We start from the raw sequence: 20,902 nt of genomic DNA on the forward strand, positions 1-20,902 counted from the left end.
TCGTTTTGCGGCACAATTTTTAGTATAAAGGCAGCATCTAAACAAAGTCAACTGCGTATTCATTACAACCGATTTATATGAAAAAACTTATATATTTTCTTCTCCTCTCTTTCCCCCTCGTTGCCTTTGCACAAAACAAATTAAAAGTGAGTGAAGCGGGCACCGAAAATCCGGTTGCCGGCGCTTCCGTTTTCTGCAGCAAAAAACTTATCGGGAGAACCAACTATGAAGGCGTGCTGACCTTTAAAACCAAATGCACCAAAGTGGATGTAAAAGCAGCCGGCTTCTACGATGATGAAGCGGTTGTTGACCGTGTGATGGAAGTTTCACTTGCCAAAGTGGATCCTAAAGTTCAGTCAATTGAAACTGTTTTAATCAATGACAGTAGTGATCCGCTGGCTCTGGCCATTTTAAAAAAGGTAAATGACAACTATAAAGACAATTCCCCGCTAAGCCTTGATTCTTACAGTTTTAAATCTTACGAAAAAATCTCGCTGGACCTGGATGAGGACAGCATTAAACAGTACAATACCTTTCTGCAGCACCGTCTAGATTCACTGAGTTTACTGCCCACGGTACAGGTTAGCGAACAAAAGAAAAAAGATTCAACCGAGAGCGTAAATGTGCTCAAATTGATGTCTGAAAGTAAACTCTTTCTTTGGGAACGTGCATCGGAATTTTTGTATTCGAAGAAATACGGCGAAAAGATCAACATCCTGGATAACCGCGTGGCCGGCCTCAAAGATCCGATCTACGAAATGATGACCCTGCGGTCTAACCGGAATACGATGCCGCGCGAGATCCGTGAAGAAAACCGATCACTTTACCGTTTTTTCCTTACCGATTCAATTGAAATTGAAGGAAGAAAGAACTATGTCATCCGGTTTCGCCAGGTCGATTATAAACAGCCCCTGAACAAACGCCGGTTCAATGGATATCTGTACGTAGATGCCGAAACCTACGGTCTGAAAAAGCTCGAAAGCAATAGCAAGAAAAAGTCTGAAGGTAGCATCACCAGTATCTGGAAACCCATGGACGGAAAATGGTTTCTGAGCAAGGAAAATTTGAAGATAAAAATGGGATCCACGGTTTTTGACAGCAAAAATGCGCAGGATGAAACGAAGGATCAAAAGCAGAAATTCGGGAATTACGTCTACATGATGGCTGATTATTTTGATTTTAAGTCTCCGATCGACGTTCAAAGCAAAGATTTCAGCGGCTACACGATGTCCGTGCAGAACGCAGACGGAAAATCACTCGATGCTTTCCGCACAGATTCACTTTCCGCACGTGAAAAACTATCGTACGAAAAGATAGACAGCGTAGGCAAAAAGTATAAACTTGATCAGAAAATAAGCGGTTTCAGCGGCCTTATCCGCGGAAAATTTCGGGCCGGACAAGTTGATTTTGACCTTTCGCAAGTCATTAAATACAATTTGTATGAAGGCGCAATGCTCGGTATCGCGGCCAAACTGAACGAACGTTTTCATCCGTATATTTCACCCGATGCTTACATCGCATACGGATTTAAAGATCATAACTGGAAATACGGGGCGGGACTGGACGTAAAAACCACACTTCAAAAGAACTCCTTTTTCCGCGCGGAATACTATCGTGATGTGATGGCTGCGGGCCGCTTCAGTGAAAATCTCTGGAATTTCAGGATGAAGATAATGAACGCCGGCATCGACCTTAAAAACGACCGATTCTATAGTTATGACGGTTTCAAACTTTCATTTGAACACGACTTAAATAATGACCTGACCCTTCGTGCATCGGCGAAGAAAGACCGCGAAGAAGCAACATTTGATTACGATTTTATGCAGCGCGGTGCCCGGTTCCAGAATTTTGCAACGCAACTTACATTGAAGTATTCGCCACGCTCTAAAAATATAATGACGCCAGCCGGAAAGTTTACTTACGAACAAAATTATCCTGAGTTTTTCTTTAATTATGAACAGGGTCTGAATGCACTTGGCGGCGATTTACAGTACAGCAGATTTGATGCACTGGCGCAGCACAGCTTCAAGACGAAAGCGGGCGTTACCGGATTGCGTCTTTATGGCGGAATCGTTACCGGTGAGACGCCGATTTGGCACCATTTCACCATGAATGGCCTGGGCGCCGCAGACGGCAGCGGTTTCAACTATAACCTAACGTCTTTCCTTGGTTTTGCGACGATGGAAAGCGGAAAATATTTTAACGACAAGTTCGCAGGCTTCTACATTACGCACCGCATCCCGTGGTATTTCAGGACTTTTGGGAAAACCACTTCCAGTTTTGACATTATTTACCGCGGAGTAAGCGGCGACATGAAAGACCCGGAACAGCACAATTTTGAGTTCAGCAAGTTGGATCACCTTTATCAGGAAGTCGGGTTTGAGGTCAATCACTTCCTCGGAACGCCCTTTAACCTTGGCTTTTTCTACCGTGTCGGATATTATGCGACAGACGCATTCAAGGAAAATTTTGCGGTCCAACTGAAACTAAATGTATTAGGATTTTAGATTATGAAAACTATTCAGATTAAAGCAGCGCAGTTTTTTGAGCTTTTAAAAATGAAAGATGCATCAATGTGGGAAATTTTCGCGCAGATGATTGACGGTGAAGAAAAAGAACTGATCTTTCTGGATGACGATGACCAGGTACTTTTTAATTATACGCTGCCTAAGACTTTGGAACAGCTCAACGAAGACCGCGCGCAGTTCGCAAAGGAATATTCGGCGAAACTTTCAGGTCTTAATTAGATTCTAAAAATTCAGCGAGCGTCTTTTGCGCGGCAGCGACATCGTGAACGCGAAGGATTTTTGCACCTTTCTGTAAGACTTTCAGATGCAGTTTCTGTGTTTCTTCATTGATGTCATGCGGCAACTTACCCAGCGGTTTGTAGATGAATGATTTGCGGGAAATACCAATCAGCATTGGGTTTTGGCCAAAATTTATATGCTGCACCTTATCGATCAAATCGTGCTGCTGCTCTACCGTTTTACCAAAACCGAATCCCGGATCTACGATGATGTCTTTAACGCCCAGACTCCTCAATTCCAGAATCTTTTCAGAAAGATACATGTTGATTTCAGGTAATAGATTTCCTTCTAGCTTTTGGCTGTGCATTTCATCATAGGTCGGGTTCACATGCATCAAAATGTAGGGCAAGCCGGTTTTTGCGACAGTTCCGAACATTTTGGGATCAAACATTCCGCCGGAAATATCATTCACCACATCTATCCCTTCATCAAAACCAAAGTTGACGACATCCGAATGGAAGGTATCCAGTGAAATCAGCGTCTCCGGAAATTCTATTTTGATGGTTGAAATCAGTTTTCCGAGCCTATTTATTTCCTCTTCGGCCGTAAGATATTGCGATTTTGGGCGCGTAGACTGTGCGCCGATATCGATGAAGGTGGCACCATCACGAAGCATTTTTTCAGTCTGTCTTAATGCGTCATTGTGATCATTAAATTTTCCTCCATCTGAAAAAGAATCGGGCGTAATATTTAGGATGCCCATAATTTTTGGCACCTCAAGACTGACTAACCTTCCGCGGCAGTTAATAGAAAATGCTGATGAACCGAACGCGTTGAAAACCTTATCCATAGCGCAAAATTAGCTAAAAGCGCATAATAAATCGGGGCAGCAAAGGTTTTAGGCATGTTTTAAAATCCTTATCTTTGGAAAGATTTGAATTTTTATGCAAAAAACGTCCGCACAATTTGACGATGTCATCACGCTTTGCCGTGATCTTTTCACCAAAAAGCTGTCCGATTACGGCCCATCATTCCGCGTTTTACGCGCGCCTTCGCTCACAGACCAGATTTTCATCAAAGTTAAAAGTCTCCGTACATTTCAAACCACCGGCACCTCAAAAGTTGGCGAATCTGAGGGAGAAAATTTCATTGCGATTGTCAATTATGCTATTATTGGCCTGATCCAGCTAGAAAAAGGTGTTGCGGATGATTATCGTGAAGACCGGGAAGAAATGCTACATCTTTATGACCATTTTGCGGGTGAAGCCAAAGCGTTGATGCTGCGAAAAAACCACGATTATGGTGAAGCCTGGCGCGAAATGCGAATCTCATCAATCACAGATTTAATTTATCAGAAAGTGCTCAGAACCAAGCAGATTGAAGACAACGCAGGACAAACGGTGGTTTCAGAAGGCATTGATGCGAACTATTTTGATATGCTGAATTATGCAGCTTTCTGCCTGATCCGCCTGCGTGAAAAAAGTTTTCCAACGGTAAAAACTTCTGAAAATTAAGCCATTATGAAATCAGTTTTACGGATTGCTGTTGCACTTATTTTCATTGCCTCCGGTTTCGTAAAGGCAGTGGATGTCGTAGGTTTTTCATTTAAACTTGAAGAATATTTTTCGCCAACGGTCTTCAACATGCCTTTTTTTGAAAGCATCGCGCTACCAATCGCTATTTTGGTGGTGGCGCTCGAATTGGTTTTGGGCTTTCTTCTGTTGCTGAAAATCAGGCTGCGGTTTTCACTTGCGGCGCTGATCGCTTTGTGCATTTTCTTCGCTTTCCTCACGTTTTATTCCGCATATTTCAACAAAGTGACCGATTGCGGATGTTTTGGTGATGCCATCAAATTCACGCCGTGGCAAAGTTTCTTTAAAGACATTATTTTGCTGCTTGGTCTTATCGTGTTGTGGCTGCTGTACAGAAATTCTTTTGGGCTTTTACAGCCAAAAAGGCCTGCCAAATATATCGTGTTCTCGGTTCTGGTTATCACAATGGGTCTGATTACGATTCACGGCATCGTACATGAACCGCTGATCGATTTCCGCGATTATAAAATCGGGACCGATTTGAAAGAGGAAAAAATTAAGATCGAAAAAAATCCTTCTGAATACAAGACTTTCTATTCACTGAAAAATCAGAAAACTTCTGAAGTCTTCGAGGTGAACCAAGATGAATATGTGAACGACAAAAAATATTGGGAAGAAGGCTCGCCGTGGAAGATCGAGGATGGGAAAACCTCATCAAAAATCGTGAAGGAAGGTTACAGTTCCGAGATTGCAAAATTCAAACCTGAAACGTCGGAAGGGATTGATTTGACCATCGAAATCATCAACGCGCCAAAAGCAATTCTGGTCTTTTCTTACGATCCGAAAAACGCAGATGCGCAGCTTATCAGGGAAACGGAGTATAATCTTTTAAGCCAAAAAAACACGTATGTTTTGGGAATTTCAACGGATCCAAACACCTTTAAAACAATCAAAAACGCACTGATGGACGGTACTGCGATAAAGACCATTGCACGAAGCAATCCGTTTGTGGTGGTTTTAGAAAACGGAAAAATCGTCAGTAAAATGTCGGCGAAAGATTATCTGAAACAGTAAATTTTAAGAGTATAAACTGTAAACGGAATCTTTTACGGCTACTTTAAAACTGTGACAAATTAAACTTTAAAACAATTTGAACTATAATAATTTAAAAAAATAAAACAATGCAAAAATCTAATAAATCAATCGCGGGTTATCATATTCTAATGATTTTATCGTCTGTTGACGGCGAATTCGCACCGGAAGAAGGCTTGAAATTCCAGGAATTCCTTGCCGAAGAATTCCCGTTCAAAGTAGATCTTGATGACGAACTCGACATCATCGCCACACTTCATCCGGACAAATGGCAGGAGCATTTCGAGTTTCATGCGCAGTGTTTCTATGATGATTCTACCGACGAGGAAAGAAAATCTTTCGCGGAGTTTGCCAAATCACTTATCAAAGCCGATGAAGACGTAACTGACAAGGAACACGACTACTATCTTCAGCTAAAAAAAATCTGGAAGCTCGACTGAAGCTTTCAATAAAAAACTAAAAACCACACCGATGAAAAAAACGCTCGCTGCTTCACTTCTCACTTTTACCTGTCTGATGAACGCACAAAACTGGCCTGATACCAAACCACCGGTTGCCGAAAAGCAAAATCATGTACGCGATATCCATGGCGACAAAGTTGCGGATCCCTATTACTGGATGATCGATTACTTCAAAAAAGGAAAAGATTCCACCAAAGTTGTAGATTATCTTACGGCTGAGAACGCGTATGTGGAAACCATGATGGCCGACACAAAACCGCTGCAGACCGAGCTTTTTAACGAAATGAAAGCGCGGATTAAGGAAAAGGACGAAAGCGTGCCGGTTTACAAGAACGGCTACTATTATTATTCGCGAACCGAAAGAGGAAAGCAGTATTTCAAGTATTGCAGAAAAAAAGGTAGTCTTTCTGCGCCTGAAGAAGTCTTGCTCGACGTGGACCGGATGGCAGAAGGAAAACCATATTTTGCGGCTGCACACTTCAATGTTTCGCCTGATAATACGATGATGACCTTTGGTGTGGATGATGTTTCGCGCCGTCAGTATCGGATTTATCTTAAAGATTTACGTACGGGAAAAATCACGGATTTAGGTATAAAAAACACGGAAGGTGACGCGATCTGGGCAGCTGATAACAAAACGCTTTTTTACACGGCAAAGAATGATGTGACGCTTCTTTCGGAAAAAATCAAGCGCCATACATTAGGTACAGATCCGGCTAAGGATGTGGTGGTCTACGAAGAAAAAGACAAGAGCAATTATCTTGGCGTTGCTAAATCGAAGAACCAGAAATATATTTTCATCTATTCCGCGGCCACGACAAGCAGTGAAATCCGGTATTTGCCGACGGACCAGCCTAACGCAGCTTTCTCAGTGTTTCAGCCACGAATGAAGGACGTGCTTTACGATGTGTATCCGCTGGAAGAAAAGTTCCTGATCTTAACCAATAAGGACGCGCTCAACTTCAAAGTCATGGAAACGCCTTTGGATAAAACCGGGCTTCAAAACTGGAAGGAAGTACTGCCGCACCGGCCCGATGTGCTGGTTGCGGGCATTGACGAATTCAAGAATTTTCTGGTCTTTAATGAAAGACAGAACGGCTTGTCTCAACTTGCTATCCTCGACAGAAAAACACAGAAAAAGGAATTCTTGAAATTTGACGAACCTACCTACTCCATTCGTCCGATGGAAAACCCTGATTATAACACCGATAATTTCAGGTTTGTCTATACCTCGATGATTACACCGAGTTCGCAGTACGAGCAAAACCTGCGTACAGGTGCTAGAACATTGCTGAAGCAGCAGGAAGTTTTGGGCGGTTATGACAAATCGCAATATGTAACAGAAAGACTTTTCGCGACAGCGAAAGACGGAACTCAAATTCCGCTTTCGGTAGTTTATAAGAAAGGATTTGAGAAAAACGGTAAAAACCCGGTGTTACTTTACGGATACGGATCATATGGAAATTCCATGGAAGCTACGTTCAGCTCTCCACGGCTCAGCCTTTTGAACCGGGGCTTTGCCTTCGTGACCGCGCATATCCGTGGTGGCCAGGAAATGGGAAGACAGTGGTATGAAGACGGCAAAATGATGAAGAAAATCAACACATTCATCGATTTCATCGATGCGGGCGAATATTTAGTGAAAGAGAAATTCACCTCTCCGCAGCATTTGTACGCGCAGGGCGGTTCCGCCGGCGGGCTTCTGATGGGCGCGGTAATGAACATGAAACCTGAACTTTTCAATGGTATCGTCGCGCAGGTTCCGTTTGTGGATGTGGTGAATACGATGCTTGATGAGAGTATTCCGCTTACCACGAATGAATATGATGAATGGGGAAATCCGAATACCGAAGCAGCTTACCGCTACATGAAATCGTATTCTCCATATGAGAATATCACCAAAAAGAATTACCCGAATCTTCTAATAACCACAGGTTTACACGATTCCCAGGTTCAGTATTTCGAGCCGGCAAAATGGGCCGCAAAACTTCGCGACATCAAAATAGGAAATAATGTGATCTTGCTTAAAACGGACATGGCGTTCGGACACGGTGGCGCATCGGGGAGATTTGATTATCTGAAAGATGTAGCGTTGGTTTATGCTTTTCTGCTCAAACTTGAAGGTATTAAAAAATAAAATTAAAGACATTAAAAAAATAATTAATCGCTATGAGAAAAAATATCGTTGCCGGAAACTGGAAGATGAATAAGAACGTAATCGAGGCGCAGCAGCTGATGTTTCAGTTACTCGAATACAAAAAAAACAACACTACGAACTGTGAAGTTTGGATCGCGCCGCCTTCGCTTTATCTCATGATGGCAAAGGATCTTTATGAACAGGACGAGATCGGTGTTTTCGCGCAGGACATGAGCGAACATGAAAGCGGTGCGTATACTGGCGAAATTTCGGCAGATATGCTCGATTCTATCGATGCTACAGGCGCAATCATCGGGCATTCTGAAAGACGCCAGTATCACGGCGAGACCGATTCTCACTGCAACCGGAAAGTGAAACTGGCATTGGACAAAGGTCTGATCCCAATTTATTGCAACGGCGAAACTTTAGAACAGAGAAAATCCGGACAACATCTGGAAGTGGTAAAAAACCAAACCGAAACGGCTTTATTTACCCTTACCGCAGAAGAAATCAAAAAAGTTGTGATCGCTTACGAACCGGTTTGGGCCATCGGAACCGGTGAAACCGCAAGTCCGGAGCAGGCGCAGGAAATCCATGCGCACATCCGTAGTTTGATCGCCAACAAATATGGCAAAGAAATCGCGGACGAGATTTCAATCCTTTATGGTGGATCCGTAAAGCCTGAAAATGCCCAAGAAATCTTCTCGCAGACCGATATTGACGGCGGATTAATCGGCGGAGCAGCACTCAAGATCGATGACTTCAGTAAGATTATTGAAGGATTTAATTAGTAATCAAGTCAAAAGTAAAAAGTCGAAAGTCCCTTTTATTATAAAATAGAAACGCGCTGAAAATTCAGCGCGTTTCTATTTGATTGGAATTGATGTTATTTCCCGATTTTTCTTTCCAAAACTTCATCCACCATCCCGAATTCCTTCGCTTCAGAAGAAGTCATCCAGTAATCTCTGTCCGAAGCTTTCTCTACCCATTCGTAAGTCTGTCCGGAGTGAATTGAGATAATATCGTAAAGTTCCTTTTTCAGTTTGAGCATTTCTCTCAGATTGATTTCCATATCCGAAGCCACACCCTGCGCGCCACCGGAAGGCTGGTGAATCATCACGCGTGAATGTTTCAGTGCCGAACGTTTTCCTTTTTCTCCTGCAACCAGAAGTACCGCACCCATTGATGCTGCCATTCCGGTACAAATCGTGGAAACATCGGGTTTGATGATCTGCATGGTGTCATAAATCCCCAAACCTGCATAAACGCTGCCTCCAGGGGAATTGATGTAGATCTGAATATCCTTGGAAGCGTCGGAACTTTCGAGAAACAGAAGCTGCGCAGTCACAATATTCGCTACCTGATCATCAATGCCGGTTCCGAGGAAAATTATCCGGTCCATCATCAGACGGGAAAAAACGTCCATCTGAGCTACGTTCAGGCGGCGTTCCTCCATGATATATGGTGTAAGGTTAGTTGGGCCATACATGCCCATATATTGGTCAGTGGCGAGTCCGCTGTTACCTAAATGCTTCACAGAGAAATCCCTGAAATCCTTTTTTATATCCATTTTTATATGTTTTACTTAAATTTTAGCAAACCAAAGTACACAAACGGCATTCCAAAATAAAAGACCGACAAACTGTCACAAAATTCGGAAGAGTTTTTCATCTAGTTCTTTGCGCAGATGCGTCAGCGTAATGATTTTCTTATACGTGTCTATATTGTCCTCATCCGCGGACAGCGCGTTCTTTAGGTCATTAATGATTTTCAGAATGTACTCTCTTTTATGACGGAAAATCACATCTTGAACGAGCTTCGGCAGCACTTCTTCTTCCGAACTGAAAAAGATCTGATATTTGCCCCAATCACTGGTTTCATAAGGCTCTACGAGCGCGTCAGCCACCTTTCCCGAAATATTTTCGTCGAGTAATGTCATGAAAAAGTTGCCCGAACGCAGTTCGTTTTCAGCAATACCAAGTTTTATCTCGTCGATGATTTTTTTATTGAGTTCCGACTGGATCTCGCAGCTATCTTCCTCCAGATGGCCTATTATTTCCTCGATTACCGTAATCTGATATTCATTTTGCTCGTCATCTTTGCGGTGCAACACGATATCGCCATATTTCAGCATCAGTTCGACCATCTTTTCCTCCAAAACGAGTAAAGGATTGATGGTAACTTCCGGTTCCGGAACTTTTTCCAGCTTTGGTGCGGCTTGCTGCTCCCGTCTTTGCTGCGGCGTAACCTGCTGTTTCTTAACCTGTTTCTGAACATCGAGTTCGTTGAACAGCGACTGTTCCGAAAGTCCGAATTTCGTAGCGACTTCCTTTAAATAAACCTCCTGCTTAAGCGCATTTTGTACAAATGCCACCGACTTTACAATATCGCGTATCGCTTCGGCTTTTCTTATTGGGTCGTTTGCCGCTTCTTTCAGTAAGATTTCAGCCTTAAAGTCGATGAAATCCGTCGCTTCGGTCTTAATGAAATTTTCTACATATTCCTGCGGATGTTTCCTTGCGAAAGAATCGGGATCATCGCCATCCGGGAACAGCAAAATTCTGATGTTCATTGCCTCCGAGAGCAGCATATCAATACTACGGAAACTGGCTTTAATTCCGGCCGTATCACCGTCAAACAATATTGTCACATTCTCGGTCAGACGTTTGATAAGCTTAATCTGCTCTACCGTAAGCGCGGTTCCCGAACTTGAAACCACATGCTCAATCCCCGCCTGATGAAGCGCTATCACGTCCATATAGCCTTCCACCAAAAGGCAGAGGTTGTTTTTTGAAATCGCCTGCTTGCTTTGGTTGAGGCCGTAAAGAACCTGAGATTTGTGATAAATTTCGGTTTCGGGAGAATTCAGGTACTTCGCGGTTTTCACGTTATTCCGCAAAATTCTGCCGCCAAAACCAAGCACGCGGCCTGAAAAACTGTGAATAGGAAAAATTACGCGTTCGCGGAAGCGGTCGATACCGTTGGGAGCATTTTCGGGAAAGATTGAAAGGCCGGATTTCTCCAGAATTTCTTTAGAATAGCCCTTTTCAATAGCGAATTCGGTGAACGCATCCTTTTTTTCGGGCGCGTATCCCAACTGAAATTTAGAAATGATGTCGTCGCGCAGCTCACGCTCTTTGAAATAAGAATACCCAATCGTCCTGCCCTCCTCCGTTTGCAGCTGCTCCTGAAAAAAACCATTGGCAATCTCGTGAATCTTGTAAAGCAGTTCCTTGTCCGTCTGCGACTGTTTTTCCTCTACCGTAAGCTCGCGTTTATCTTCCTCAATCTCAATTCCGTATTTTTTGGCGGCATGGCGCAGTGCTTCCGGATAGGTGAAACTTTCAATTTCCATCAGAAAGGAAATGGCAGTTCCACCTTTTCCGCTGGAAAAGTCCTTCCAGATCTGTTTGCTTGGTGAGACAACGAAACTTGGCGTTTTCTCGTCGTGGAAGGGGCTTAGCCCTTTGAAATTGGAGCCTGCACGTTTAAGTTGCACGTATTCGCCAATGATTTCCTCCACGCGGATCGTAGAAAATATTTTATCGATGGTGGCTTTAGAAATCATCCGGTAAAAATAGCGAATTTGTTTACTAAAAGTTACAATTATTTGGGCGTATCCCTCGCCAGCGCTTACAATTGAGGCGCGGTATTCTGCAGCCGCCCGGGTCGGGCTCTTCGCTGCAAGTCCTCGCCGCTGCCGCGGCTGTGGGCTTTCCGCTGCGATCCCTTACGCAGAAGCTTCGGGAAAGACGGTTCCGCGCAGTCAAGGTCAGACATGGCTTCGTGACCAAAGCACTCATCGGCGCTCGCTTCGCTCGCGCCCCAAAATTTTCGCTAATTTTGACGAAATCTTTAACATGAGAAAACTCGCGCTACTACTAATGTTTCCCGTTTCTGCACTCCTTTTTGCGCAGACAAAATACATAATGGTGATTCATGGGGGCGCCGGCACCATCACACGCGAATCCATGACACCCGAAAAAGAAGCGGCGTACCGCCAAAAGCTGACGGAAGCTTTGCAAACCGGCTACAATGAGATCCAAAACGGAAAATCTGCCGTGGAGGCGGTGGCTGCAAGCATTGTAATCCTTGAAGATTCGCCGCTGTTTAACGCCGGAAAAGGTTCGGTTTTCACTCATGACGGCAAAAATGAAATGGACGCAGCAATCATGTTCGGAAAAGATAAATCAGCAGGCGCGGTTGCCGGCGTTCACACCATTAAAAATCCGATAAAAGCGGCTATCGCGGTGATGCAGAAGTCGGAGCATGTGATTCTGAGCGGGCGCGGTGCCGAAGAATTTGCGCGGAAAAAAGGTCTGGACATTGTGCTGCCTTCTTATTTTTGGACTAAAGACCGCTGGGACGGTCTGCAACGGGTCCGACAGAAGGAAAAGTCAGACAAAACTTCAAAAAACAATACAAAAAACGCCTTTGAAATCGACCAAAAGTTCGGAACCGTTGGCGCCGTGGCATTGGATAAAAACGGGGATTTGGCAGCCGGCACTTCTACTGGCGGCATGACCAACAAAAAATGGAACCGCATCGGAGACGCACCCATCATCGGCGCCGGAACCTTTGCCAATGCGCAAGTCGGAATCTCCGCAACCGGCTGGGGCGAATATTTCATCCGCGCTACCGCCGCACGAACTGTCGCCGCCAAAATGGAATACCAGAATAAGGACATTAAATCTTCCGCACGGGAGGTAATCGATGAAATCGGTGCAATGGGCGGCGACGGCGGCCTTATTGCGCTCGATAGAGACGGCCATGTAGCAATGCCTTTCAATACCGCAGGCATGTACCGCGGAACGGTGACTGAAAAAGGTGAAATAGATGTACAGATTTATAAATAATCATGATGAATTTTAAAATTGATAAGCTGGAGCAGTGGCAGGATGTGGTGGACCAGATTTTGCCACAGCTGAAACATCCTGTGCTTTTACTAAAAGGAAATCTCGGTGCCGGAAAAACAACTTTTACGAAAGTTTTGCTTAAAAATCTGGGCAGTACCGACGAGGTTTCCTCACCTACATACGCCATCGTGAACGAATATGTAACACCAAAAGGTTTGGTTTATCATTTTGACCTGTACCGCATGAAGAATATTGGTGAAGTGTACGACATCGGCATCGAAGAATATCTTGACAGCGCTTACCTGTGCATCATAGAATGGCCTGAAATTTTTGAGGAAGAGCTTCAAGCTGCGCCTCATCACGAGATGCAGATCGGGACGGAGGATGATGCACGGCATATTACATTCCTTTAGCAGCAATACGGTACCGAAATATCATCGTATATTTGCAGCGTTGCATTTAAGGAAAATCAAAGCATTAAAAATTGCATTTGCAACAATTAAGATATGAGCAGTACACACGTTTTCACGCCATTTTCGGAGCAGGAACTTATGCCGCACGAAGAAAAACTGGAAGTTGTAAAAAAAGGTAAACAGTTCGGAATCGGGATCCCAAAAGAGACCTGCCTCAATGAGCGCCGAACATGCATCACGCCCGACGCAGTGCAGGTTTTGGTACAAAGCGGACATGAGATCGTGGTCGAAACCGGCGCAGGTGAAGGATCTTTTTTCACGGATTTACAATATTCTGAAGCGGGAGCACGGATCTCGCCGGACGCTAAGGAAGCATTCTCGCAGGATCTGGTTTTAAAGATCAATCCACCGACTTCGGAAGAAATCGAATACCTAAAAAACGGTGCGTACCTTATTTCTGCTTTGCAAATCAATCTGCGTGACAAAGATTATTTCAAGCAACTCGCGGAAAAGAAAGTGAACGCGATCGCCTTTGAATTCATCGTGGATGAATACAAACAACTTTCATTGGTAAGGCTAATCGGTGAGATTGCGGGCAACATTTCAATTCTTTATGCTGCCGAACTCCTCGCCCTTTCGAACGGACTTATGCTGGGTGGAATCACCGGTGTGCGGCCTAGTGAAGTCGTCATCATCGGTGCCGGAATCGTAGGCGAATTTGCTACGAAAGCCGCATTGGGACTGGGTGCAAGCGTAAAAGTTTTCGACAATTCACTTTCGAAACTTCGCCGCCTGCACATGATGGTCGACGGCCGCGTTCCTACTTCCATAATTGATCCCAAGGAACTTGCAAAAAGCCTTAGACGTGCTGATGTGGTGATCGGAGCGCTGTCTAAAATCAGTCTGTCACCTATCATCACGGAAGAAATGGTCGCACAGATGAAGAAAGGCAGTGTGATCATTGACGTGACCATTGACAACGGAAAAGTAATCGAAACTTCAGAGCTTACCGATATGGAAAATCCGTTCATCATCAAGCACGGTGTCATTCATTGCGGACTTCCGAATCTTACGTCAAAAATGCCGCGCACAACGACGAAAGCTATCTCTAATTTCTTCCTTAGCTACCTGTTAAACTATGATGAAGAGGGCGGTTTCGAAAACATGCTGGTGCGCAAGAACGAAATCAAGCAGTCACTTTACATGTACAAAGGCCGTCACACAAAGAAGTTGATTTGCGACCGTTTCAATCTTAATTATCACGATATCAACCTTCTAATCTTCTAAATGAGAAAACTGAAGTTTTTCATGATCGGTATGATACCTGGTCTGTTACTCGTATTTTTTATCCTGAACAAAAAAGGCGCAAGCTGCAGCGGATATCTGCCAAACTCGCGCGTTATCGCAGAATCACTGTCGAAAAAACCCGTTTACAGCGCAGATTTTTCGGAAGCGATGGCTGAAAACAATGTCGATGAAACATTTCTGAAAGACAGCATTATGACGGAAGGTAACATCGATTTTGATAAAAGCCAGGCGCAGAAACAACCCTGCCCTACTTACATTCTGCATTACCCAAAGAAAAACCCAAGGTTTGAGATCACATTTGAGAAATGCAGCGCGGAAACCACTTACCAGCGTTTTAAGAAGATTCGTTAGATTTCATATTCAGATTTAAATGAAAATTGCGGTGATTGGAGTCGGCCTGATAGGCGGTTCGATGGCTTTAAAACTTAAAGCCGGAGGCTCTGCCAGCTACATTTTTGGCGTTGACATGAATACTGTGCATCTGAAAACGGCTAAAGAACTTGCGATTATCGATGAGATTTCTACGTTAGAAAACGCGGTGGAAAATTCAGATTTAATCATTCTCGCGATTCCCGTCGATGTCGCCAAAGCACTTATCTCCATAGTTTTAGATTTAATAAAACCGCATCAAACCGTGATGGATGCGGGATCCACCAAGGCCGGCATTGTAGAAAGCATTAAAGATCATCCGAACAGAAGCCGATTTGTCGCATTCCACCCGATGTGGGGAACGGAGAATTCCGGACCGGAAGCGGCGGTTTCCAACAGTTTTTCAGGTCGTGCTGCAGTGATCTGCGACCGCGAAAATTCGGCGGAAGACGCATTAAACACAGTTGAAAATGTAGCTGAATCACTTGGGATGCATCTGATTTATATGAGCGCAGCAGATCACGATTTGCACACCGCTTATATTTCGCACATTTCGCATATCACGTCATACGCGCTTGCCAATACCGTACTTGAAAAGGAACAGGAAGAGGAAACCATTTTCCAGCTCGCCAGCACCGGTTTTTCAAGTACCGTAAGACTCGCCAAGTCGCATCCCGAAATGTGGGTTCCGATCTTCAAACAGAATCGCGAAAACGTGCTCGATGTCCTGAATGAACATATTTTGCAGCTGAATAAATTCAAAGAAGCCCTTGAAAATAAAGATTTTGAAATGCTTTCAGACCTGATTTCAAATGCAAACAAGATACGCGGCATCCTTCAGAAATAGGATACAGCTACCAGCTTAGCATTCAGCAACATTCACGGCTATTGCGAGACCGCCTTCAGACGTTTCCTTAAAGCGGTCGCTCATACTTTGCGCCGTTTCCCACATTGATTGTATCACCTCGTCCAAAGTCACGCGCGCTTTAGCAGGATCAGATTCTATTGCGATATTCGCGGCAGTGATTGCCTTGATCGCACCCATTGAGTTGCGCTCAATACAAGGAATCTGTACCAGTCCGGCAATGGGGTCACATGTCATTCCCAAGTGATGTTCCATCGCGATTTCTGCGGCCATCAAGACCTGTCCGGGTGTTCCACCCATTATTTCGGTCAGTCCGGCAGCGGCCATCGCGCTGGATACACCCACCTCTGCCTGGCAGCCGCCCATGGCGGCAGAGATGGTGGCGTTTTTCTTGAACAGGGTCCCGATTTCACCAGCAACCAACAGGAAGCGAATGATGTCATCATTGGAAGTAAATTCTGTGAAAGCCTGTGCATACATCAGCACCGCCGGTATTACGCCGCTGGCGCCATTCGTAGGCGCTGTAATGATCCTTCCGAAACTCGCGTTCTCCTCATTCACGGCCAGCGCGAAACACGAAACCCATTTGTTGATATTGGTAAAAGTTTCCTCGGTTTCCACGACCAACTGGAACCACTCATCAATGTTACGGTAGATTTTTTCTCCTAAAAGTTTGCGGTTGAGTCCGGCAGCGCGGCGTGATACATTCAGGCCACCGGGCAGAATGCCTTCTTTATTGACTCCTTTATAGATACATTCTTTGATCTGTTGCCAGATGTACAGCGCTTCGGCATCGGTTTCTTCACGGCTGCGCCAGCTTTCTTCATTCAGATAAATCAGATCAGAAATCTTGGTCAGACCTAACTTTTGAATATTTGCGATGACATCACGACCGTGGTGACATGGATATAAAGTCCTTACGCAATGTTTTTCGTAAGAGCTTTCTTCCTTTGTAGCGATAAAACCGCCGCCCACGGAGTAATAATCCTGCTCAAACTCCTGACCATCGTTAAAGACCGCCCGGAATATCATTCCGTTTGGATGGAATTCGAGGGATTTCTGTTTATTTAAAATTAAATGTTCGCCGTAGATGAATGGAATCACATGGCGACCAGCCAGATTGAGTTGTCCGGAGTTCTTGATTTGTGCAATTTTTTCGTCTATCCTGGAGGTATCAATCAGCTTAAAGTCTTCGCCTGAAAGCCCAAGCATGCCCGCGATATCCGTTCCATGGCCGACACCTGTCTTTGCCAGCGAACCGAAAAATTCTACGTAAACTTCCTTTACTTCGCTTATTGGTTGCCGGTCCTGAACACGCTGCAGAAAATTTGAGGCCGCATTCCATGGTCCCATCGTGTGCGAACTCGACGGGCCAATGCCCACTTTTATAATTTCAAAAACACTGATTGACTCCATAATGTACTGAACCTTTAGCTTTACAAATTTAGCGAAATTAAGTGTGTTGCCGTAATCTGTGTTGCGTAATGCACGCTTTTTGTAATCAGTCTTGGCAAAATAAAAAAACATGTCTACCGTACAGGAAAAGTTCAATAATTATTCGAAATTCATCAAATTCATATACAAGTACTGGAACAGCGATGTCTTCCGCGCCGCGAGTGAAAACGCACGGAATATAGAGGCGGAAACGGACTCAAATGGGGAAACGGACGATTACCACGGTCCCCAAGAATTGGTGGAAGACCTTAAAAAGATGGGCCCTACCTACGTGAAACTGGGACAGTTACTCAGTACGCGGCCCGACCTGTTACCGCCAAATTATCTGCAGGCACTTGAAACGTTACAGGACGACGTAGAGAAAATTCCATACAGTACGGTACAGGAAATCGTTGAAGAAGAAACCGGACAGCGAATCTCGAAGGCTTTTGAAAGTTTTGATACTGAACCACTCGCCAGTGCGTCTATCGGGCAGGTTCACCAGGCAACGCTCCGCTCCGGCAAGATGGTCGCGGTAAAGATCCAGCGGCCCGGAATCCGGAAAAAGTTCCTTGAAGACCTCGACACACTGAAAGAAATGACTGATTTTGCGGTGAAACACAATGATGCCGCTAAAAAATATGCGGTAGATGAAATACTTGACGAGTTCAGATTCATCCTACTTAATGAACTCGATTACGTGAAGGAGGCAGAAAACCTGCGCGTGCTCGCGAATAATCTGCAAAATTTCAGGAAGATCTTTGTTCCGCAACCGGTCGACGGCTACTCCACCTCCAAAATCTTAACGATGGAGTTTGTGAAAGGCCAGAAAATCACGTCGGTTTCGCCGCTCAGCAGGACAGAAAATGATTACAGTACTCTGGTAGATGAGCTCGTGGAAGCTTATATGAAGCAAATTATCATCGATGGATTTGCGCACGCGGATCCGCATCCAGGCAATATCCATCTCACACAGGATGGCAGAATTGCGCTGATGGATCTCGGTATGGTGGCAAAATTCGGTACCGAAATGCGCGATGATATCCTGAAGCTCATCATCGCGATCAGTAAATACAATGGTGTGGAAACCGCCAATGCTTTACTTCAAATGAGCGAATACGGAAAGGAAACCGATGTACAGAAATTTCAGAAGGAAATTAACCGCCTCGTGCTGGAGGCCGAAAATAAATCGGCCGGTAAACTTAAAACGGCGCCGCTCCTCATCCAGATGAACCGTGTGGCCGCTGAACACGGAATAAAACTGGCCGTGGAACTCAACATTTTCGGAAAAATTCTCATGCAACTCGACCAAATTGTGGCCGTGCTGGCGCCCGAATATGACCTGCAAAAATCCATCGAAGAAAATGTGGAGAAAATGATGCAGAAAAAAATGCTTCAGGACCTCAAACCCGAGAATTTTCTTTCACAGCTTATTGAGACCAAGAAACTCGCAGAAAAACTGCCCGAACGCCTTAATACCATTACCGAAAGACTCGCAAATAATGAGTTCGAAATCAAAATCGATGCGATTGACGAAAAACGGCTCACCGATGGATTTCAAAAAGTAGCTAACAGGATTTCAATCGGGCTTGTGATTGCGGCACTCATCATAGGCGCGGCTTTGCTGATGCGCGTTCCGACAACATTCGTGATACTGGGATATCCGGGCCTGGCTATGATTTTCTTTTTAGCGGCGGCACTTTTTGGGATTTGGCTGATCTTAAAGATGATCCTCAACGATGAAGAACTTAAATCAAATAAAAGGAGATAAAATTTAAAGAATATTTAAATATTTATTTCAAGCCAATTCGCAAAAAACTTTGGCAAGAATCTCAGAGGTTTCGCGCGGTTTCGTGGCGGGGAAAAGATGGGTTCCGTTTTTAATGATGTAGTCGGGTTTCGAATATTTAATGGGGAATACGATATCACGGTCACCCATAATCTGTACCACGTCCGGGCATTCCTCAAATTTCCAGCCTGAAATCTTTTCAATGCACCATTTCAGATAATAGGGTTCACGGACGTTGAAATACTGCATCAGTCGCGGATTTTGGGGATCAAAAAACTTCCTAACGAACGAGTACGCTAAAGCGGATTTAGTGGTGAAAATCCTTTCGGGTAAATATTTCGGCAAACCCGTGCGCTCCCCCAATTTTATAAAGCGGGATTTTTCGTGATGTGATTTTATGCTCGCCAATATGACCGTTTTCCGCGCAGGTTTCAGCTTGTTGATTTCCTGCACCACAATGCCGCCAAAAGAGTAGCCAAGCAAGCAAAACGGTTCACTTTCATCCACGCGGACGGCCATCCTGATAATGTAATCCTGGAAACTTTCGTTACGAACCGGTATGAGCCACTCAAGAAATACCACTTCGAGGTTTTCGGGAAATTTGAGTTTGTCAAGAACTTTAAAATCGGCGCCGAGTCCGCTTACCACGTATAATTTCATCAAACTAAAATTAGATAAAATTTAAAAATAAAAAAAGAGCACGACGGCTCTTTTTTCAGTTAGATACTTTTACAGAATGCTACTCACCCGAAAAGGCAGCGTAGAGCGCCGCACCCTGGATGATGGTTTTCTGATCTTTCACGAGATAGATCGGCACATCACGAAGCAGGTCGTCCATCTTATCACTTACGATAAAGTTTCGGTAAAACTTTTCTTTGTTCAGGTACGTTTGCAGCATCACCGGGATATCTCCGCTGATAAACAGTCCGCCCGTAGCTTTCAGTTTCAAAACCAAACTGTTGGCTTCGCGCGCCAAAAATATCATGAATGTATCAATGGTCATATTGCAGATGCGGTCCCGGCTTTGCAGCGCGCCTTCGATGATGGCTTTGGAGAAATTTCCGGCTTCGATCTCTTTCGTGAGCCAATCCGGCTGTTTTTGCTGTTTCACATCGCGCAGGAAACGGTAAATATTAAAAAGACCGTCGTGCGACAACACCGATTCCCAGGTTACGATGCCATAGATTTTGTGCAGAAACTGGTAAAATTCAACCTCATCACTGGTGCGCGGCGAGAATTCACAATGTCCACCCTCCGTGGCGAAAGGGCGCATGTATTGCCCGTCCCAAAAAAGTCCGGCTTCACCCAGGCCTGCGCCCGGTGCGAGCACGGCGATATTTCCCGGCACCATGTTCTGCGTGTGGTGAATCGTATGGAAACACTGCTCGTCATCATTTCCAAGACCATACGCAGAAGCTTCAAGGTCATTTATCAGGTACACGCTTGGAATGTTCAGCTGCCGACTTATTTCATCGGCATTCAGCGCAAACGAAAGCCTTTGCGGCGCGGATGTGCGGGAAATCACGGGTCCGGGCACCGCTACGGCCAGTTTAGTAATACCGGAAAGCGAAAACTCACCGATGAACCGTTCAGCAATGGCTTCAAATGAAGAGAATTCACCTGTTTTGTATTCTTTTTCGGCGCGTAGCACCAGATTTTGATTTTCTGTGGTGTAATGCGCAAAACATGTGAGCTCACCACGGACGTCCGCCGCGATGAGCGAAATATTGTTGTTATTTTCATCCGCAATGGCGGGAAGATACAGCTTGAATTTATTATTAGAGTCCATCTTTTTAATGTTAGAAACCAAAGATAATAATAGTTTTGAAAAATAGCGTGAAAAATAAAAAACCTTCTTAAATGGTCTGTTTAAGAAGGTTTAAAGAAATTTTCAAGGTC

General features: G+C 44.5%; 19 protein-coding genes. 13 read left to right on the forward strand and 6 right to left on the reverse strand.

Translation table 11 applies throughout. The annotated features are described in order from the left end of the window. Positions 1–77: 77 nt before the first annotated feature. Positions 78–2,507 (forward strand): DUF5686 family protein, encoded by a 2,430-nt coding sequence (locus tag H9628_RS07500; protein ID WP_251833504.1) that lies wholly within the window; start codon positions 78–80, stop codon positions 2,505–2,507. Positions 2,508–2,510: 3 nt separating this feature from the next. Further along, positions 2,511–2,747: a hypothetical protein gene (locus H9628_RS07505; RefSeq protein WP_251833505.1), complete on the forward strand. Its 237-nt coding sequence runs from the start codon at positions 2,511–2,513 to the stop codon at positions 2,745–2,747. On the opposite strand, the gene folP is transcribed toward H9628_RS07505, so the two are convergent. Beyond that, positions 2,740–3,597 carry a dihydropteroate synthase gene (gene folP / locus H9628_RS07510; protein ID WP_251833506.1) on the reverse strand — a complete coding sequence of 286 codons (858 nt, stop codon included), beginning with the start codon at positions 3,595–3,597 and terminating at the stop codon, positions 2,740–2,742. The two genes, H9628_RS07505 and folP, sit on opposite strands and share 8 nt — an antisense overlap. 94 nt (positions 3,598–3,691) lie before the next feature. On the opposite strand from folP, the gene H9628_RS07515 reads away from it, so the two are divergent. The 5 genes from H9628_RS07515 to tpiA all read left to right on the forward strand — a co-directional run bounded on the left by H9628_RS07515 (position 3,692) and on the right by tpiA (position 8,760). Continuing rightward, positions 3,692–4,261 carry a DUF1599 domain-containing protein gene (locus tag H9628_RS07515; protein WP_251833507.1) on the forward strand — a complete coding sequence of 190 codons (570 nt, stop codon included), beginning with the start codon at positions 3,692–3,694 and terminating at the stop codon, positions 4,259–4,261. A 6-nt stretch (positions 4,262–4,267) separates the two neighbouring features. Further along, positions 4,268–5,353, forward strand: coding sequence for a BT_3928 family protein (locus tag H9628_RS07520; protein ID WP_251833508.1), 1,086 nt, complete (start codon positions 4,268–4,270; stop codon positions 5,351–5,353). Positions 5,354–5,460: 107 nt separating this feature from the next. Then, a complete protein-coding gene (locus H9628_RS07525) occupies positions 5,461–5,811 on the forward strand; it encodes a tellurite resistance TerB family protein (protein ID WP_251833509.1) in 351 nt (116 codons plus the stop codon). A 31-nt stretch (positions 5,812–5,842) separates the two neighbouring features. Beyond that, a complete protein-coding gene (locus H9628_RS07530; protein WP_251833510.1) occupies positions 5,843–7,969 on the forward strand; it encodes a S9 family peptidase in 2,127 nt (708 codons plus the stop codon). A 32-nt stretch (positions 7,970–8,001) separates the two neighbouring features. Beyond that, positions 8,002–8,760: a triose-phosphate isomerase gene (tpiA, locus tag H9628_RS07535; protein ID WP_251833511.1), complete on the forward strand. Its 759-nt coding sequence runs from the start codon at positions 8,002–8,004 to the stop codon at positions 8,758–8,760. Between the two features lie 95 nt (positions 8,761–8,855). Here tpiA and clpP read toward each other — a convergent pair whose 3' ends face one another. Then, positions 8,856–9,539, reverse strand: coding sequence for an ATP-dependent Clp endopeptidase proteolytic subunit ClpP (gene clpP, locus H9628_RS07540; RefSeq protein ID WP_251833512.1), 684 nt, complete (start codon positions 9,537–9,539; stop codon positions 8,856–8,858). Between the two features lie 75 nt (positions 9,540–9,614). Next, on the reverse strand, positions 9,615–11,537 hold the full coding sequence (gene dnaG, locus H9628_RS07545) for a DNA primase (protein ID WP_251833513.1): 1,923 nt from the start codon (positions 11,535–11,537) through the stop codon (positions 9,615–9,617). Between the two features lie 292 nt (positions 11,538–11,829). On the opposite strand from dnaG, the gene H9628_RS07550 reads away from it, so the two are divergent. The 5 genes from H9628_RS07550 (at position 11,830) to H9628_RS07570 (ending at position 15,762) form a co-directional block, all read left to right on the forward strand. Further along, complete coding sequence (locus H9628_RS07550; RefSeq protein WP_251833514.1) at positions 11,830–12,825, forward strand: isoaspartyl peptidase/L-asparaginase family protein; 996 nt, start codon at positions 11,830–11,832, stop codon at positions 12,823–12,825. 5 nt (positions 12,826–12,830) lie between these two features. After that, on the forward strand, positions 12,831–13,238 hold the full coding sequence (gene tsaE, locus H9628_RS07555; protein WP_251833724.1) for a tRNA (adenosine(37)-N6)-threonylcarbamoyltransferase complex ATPase subunit type 1 TsaE: 408 nt from the start codon (positions 12,831–12,833) through the stop codon (positions 13,236–13,238). 93 nt (positions 13,239–13,331) lie between these two features. Continuing rightward, complete coding sequence (locus H9628_RS07560) at positions 13,332–14,525, forward strand: alanine dehydrogenase (RefSeq protein ID WP_251833515.1); 1,194 nt, start codon at positions 13,332–13,334, stop codon at positions 14,523–14,525. Further along, on the forward strand, positions 14,526–14,897 hold the full coding sequence (locus tag H9628_RS07565; RefSeq protein WP_251833516.1) for a hypothetical protein: 372 nt from the start codon (positions 14,526–14,528) through the stop codon (positions 14,895–14,897). It abuts the gene before it with no gap. Positions 14,898–14,916: 19 nt separating this feature from the next. After that, positions 14,917–15,762: a prephenate dehydrogenase gene (locus H9628_RS07570; RefSeq protein WP_251833517.1), complete on the forward strand. Its 846-nt coding sequence runs from the start codon at positions 14,917–14,919 to the stop codon at positions 15,760–15,762. 15 nt (positions 15,763–15,777) lie between these two features. Here the strand turns inward: H9628_RS07570 and H9628_RS07575 are convergent, their stop codons facing one another. Further along, positions 15,778–17,196, reverse strand: coding sequence for an L-serine ammonia-lyase (locus H9628_RS07575; protein ID WP_251833518.1), 1,419 nt, complete (start codon positions 17,194–17,196; stop codon positions 15,778–15,780). 109 nt (positions 17,197–17,305) lie between these two features. Between H9628_RS07575 and H9628_RS07580 the strand changes: the two genes are divergently transcribed. Next, the gene (locus H9628_RS07580; RefSeq protein WP_251833519.1) at positions 17,306–18,985 is read left to right on the forward strand and encodes an ABC1 kinase family protein; all 1,680 of its coding nucleotides are present in this window, start codon (positions 17,306–17,308) and stop codon (positions 18,983–18,985) included. 27 nt (positions 18,986–19,012) lie between these two features. Here H9628_RS07580 and H9628_RS07585 read toward each other — a convergent pair whose 3' ends face one another. Both H9628_RS07585 and H9628_RS07590 read right to left on the reverse strand, forming a co-directional pair. After that, the gene (locus H9628_RS07585; protein ID WP_251833520.1) at positions 19,013–19,663 is read right to left on the reverse strand and encodes an alpha/beta hydrolase; all 651 of its coding nucleotides are present in this window, start codon (positions 19,661–19,663) and stop codon (positions 19,013–19,015) included. Between the two features lie 79 nt (positions 19,664–19,742). Further along, positions 19,743–20,792: a glucokinase gene (locus H9628_RS07590; RefSeq protein ID WP_251833521.1), complete on the reverse strand. Its 1,050-nt coding sequence runs from the start codon at positions 20,790–20,792 to the stop codon at positions 19,743–19,745. Positions 20,793–20,902 lie beyond the last annotated feature (110 nt).

Origin of the sequence: Kaistella pullorum (assembly GCF_014837035.1) — a bacterium.
Lineage (GTDB): Bacteria > Bacteroidota > Bacteroidia > Flavobacteriales > Weeksellaceae > Kaistella > Kaistella rhinocerotis.

Excerpts from the sequence above, each read along its gene's own strand:
- H9628_RS07500 (WP_251833504.1), top strand. The coding sequence starts at position 78 with ATGAAAAAACTTATATATTTTCTTCTCCTCTCTTTCCCCCTCGTTGCC.
- H9628_RS07505 (WP_251833505.1), top strand. The coding sequence starts at position 2,511 with ATGAAAACTATTCAGATTAAAGCAGCGCAGTTTTTTGAGCTTTTAAAA.
- folP (WP_251833506.1), bottom strand. The coding sequence starts at position 3,597 with ATGGATAAGGTTTTCAACGCGTTCGGTTCATCAGCATTTTCTATTAAC.
- H9628_RS07515 (WP_251833507.1), top strand. The coding sequence starts at position 3,692 with ATGCAAAAAACGTCCGCACAATTTGACGATGTCATCACGCTTTGCCGT.
- H9628_RS07520 (WP_251833508.1), top strand. The coding sequence starts at position 4,268 with ATGAAATCAGTTTTACGGATTGCTGTTGCACTTATTTTCATTGCCTCC.
- H9628_RS07525 (WP_251833509.1), top strand. The coding sequence starts at position 5,461 with ATGCAAAAATCTAATAAATCAATCGCGGGTTATCATATTCTAATGATT.
- H9628_RS07530 (WP_251833510.1), top strand. The coding sequence starts at position 5,843 with ATGAAAAAAACGCTCGCTGCTTCACTTCTCACTTTTACCTGTCTGATG.
- tpiA (WP_251833511.1), top strand. The coding sequence starts at position 8,002 with ATGAGAAAAAATATCGTTGCCGGAAACTGGAAGATGAATAAGAACGTA.
- clpP (WP_251833512.1), bottom strand. The coding sequence starts at position 9,539 with ATGGATATAAAAAAGGATTTCAGGGATTTCTCTGTGAAGCATTTAGGT.
- dnaG (WP_251833513.1), bottom strand. The coding sequence starts at position 11,537 with ATGATTTCTAAAGCCACCATCGATAAAATATTTTCTACGATCCGCGTG.
- H9628_RS07550 (WP_251833514.1), top strand. The coding sequence starts at position 11,830 with ATGAGAAAACTCGCGCTACTACTAATGTTTCCCGTTTCTGCACTCCTT.
- tsaE (WP_251833724.1), top strand. The coding sequence starts at position 12,831 with ATGAATTTTAAAATTGATAAGCTGGAGCAGTGGCAGGATGTGGTGGAC.
- H9628_RS07560 (WP_251833515.1), top strand. The coding sequence starts at position 13,332 with ATGAGCAGTACACACGTTTTCACGCCATTTTCGGAGCAGGAACTTATG.
- H9628_RS07565 (WP_251833516.1), top strand. The coding sequence starts at position 14,526 with ATGAGAAAACTGAAGTTTTTCATGATCGGTATGATACCTGGTCTGTTA.
- H9628_RS07570 (WP_251833517.1), top strand. The coding sequence starts at position 14,917 with ATGAAAATTGCGGTGATTGGAGTCGGCCTGATAGGCGGTTCGATGGCT.
- H9628_RS07575 (WP_251833518.1), bottom strand. The coding sequence starts at position 17,196 with ATGGAGTCAATCAGTGTTTTTGAAATTATAAAAGTGGGCATTGGCCCG.
- H9628_RS07580 (WP_251833519.1), top strand. The coding sequence starts at position 17,306 with ATGTCTACCGTACAGGAAAAGTTCAATAATTATTCGAAATTCATCAAA.
- H9628_RS07585 (WP_251833520.1), bottom strand. The coding sequence starts at position 19,663 with ATGAAATTATACGTGGTAAGCGGACTCGGCGCCGATTTTAAAGTTCTT.
- H9628_RS07590 (WP_251833521.1), bottom strand. The coding sequence starts at position 20,792 with ATGGACTCTAATAATAAATTCAAGCTGTATCTTCCCGCCATTGCGGAT.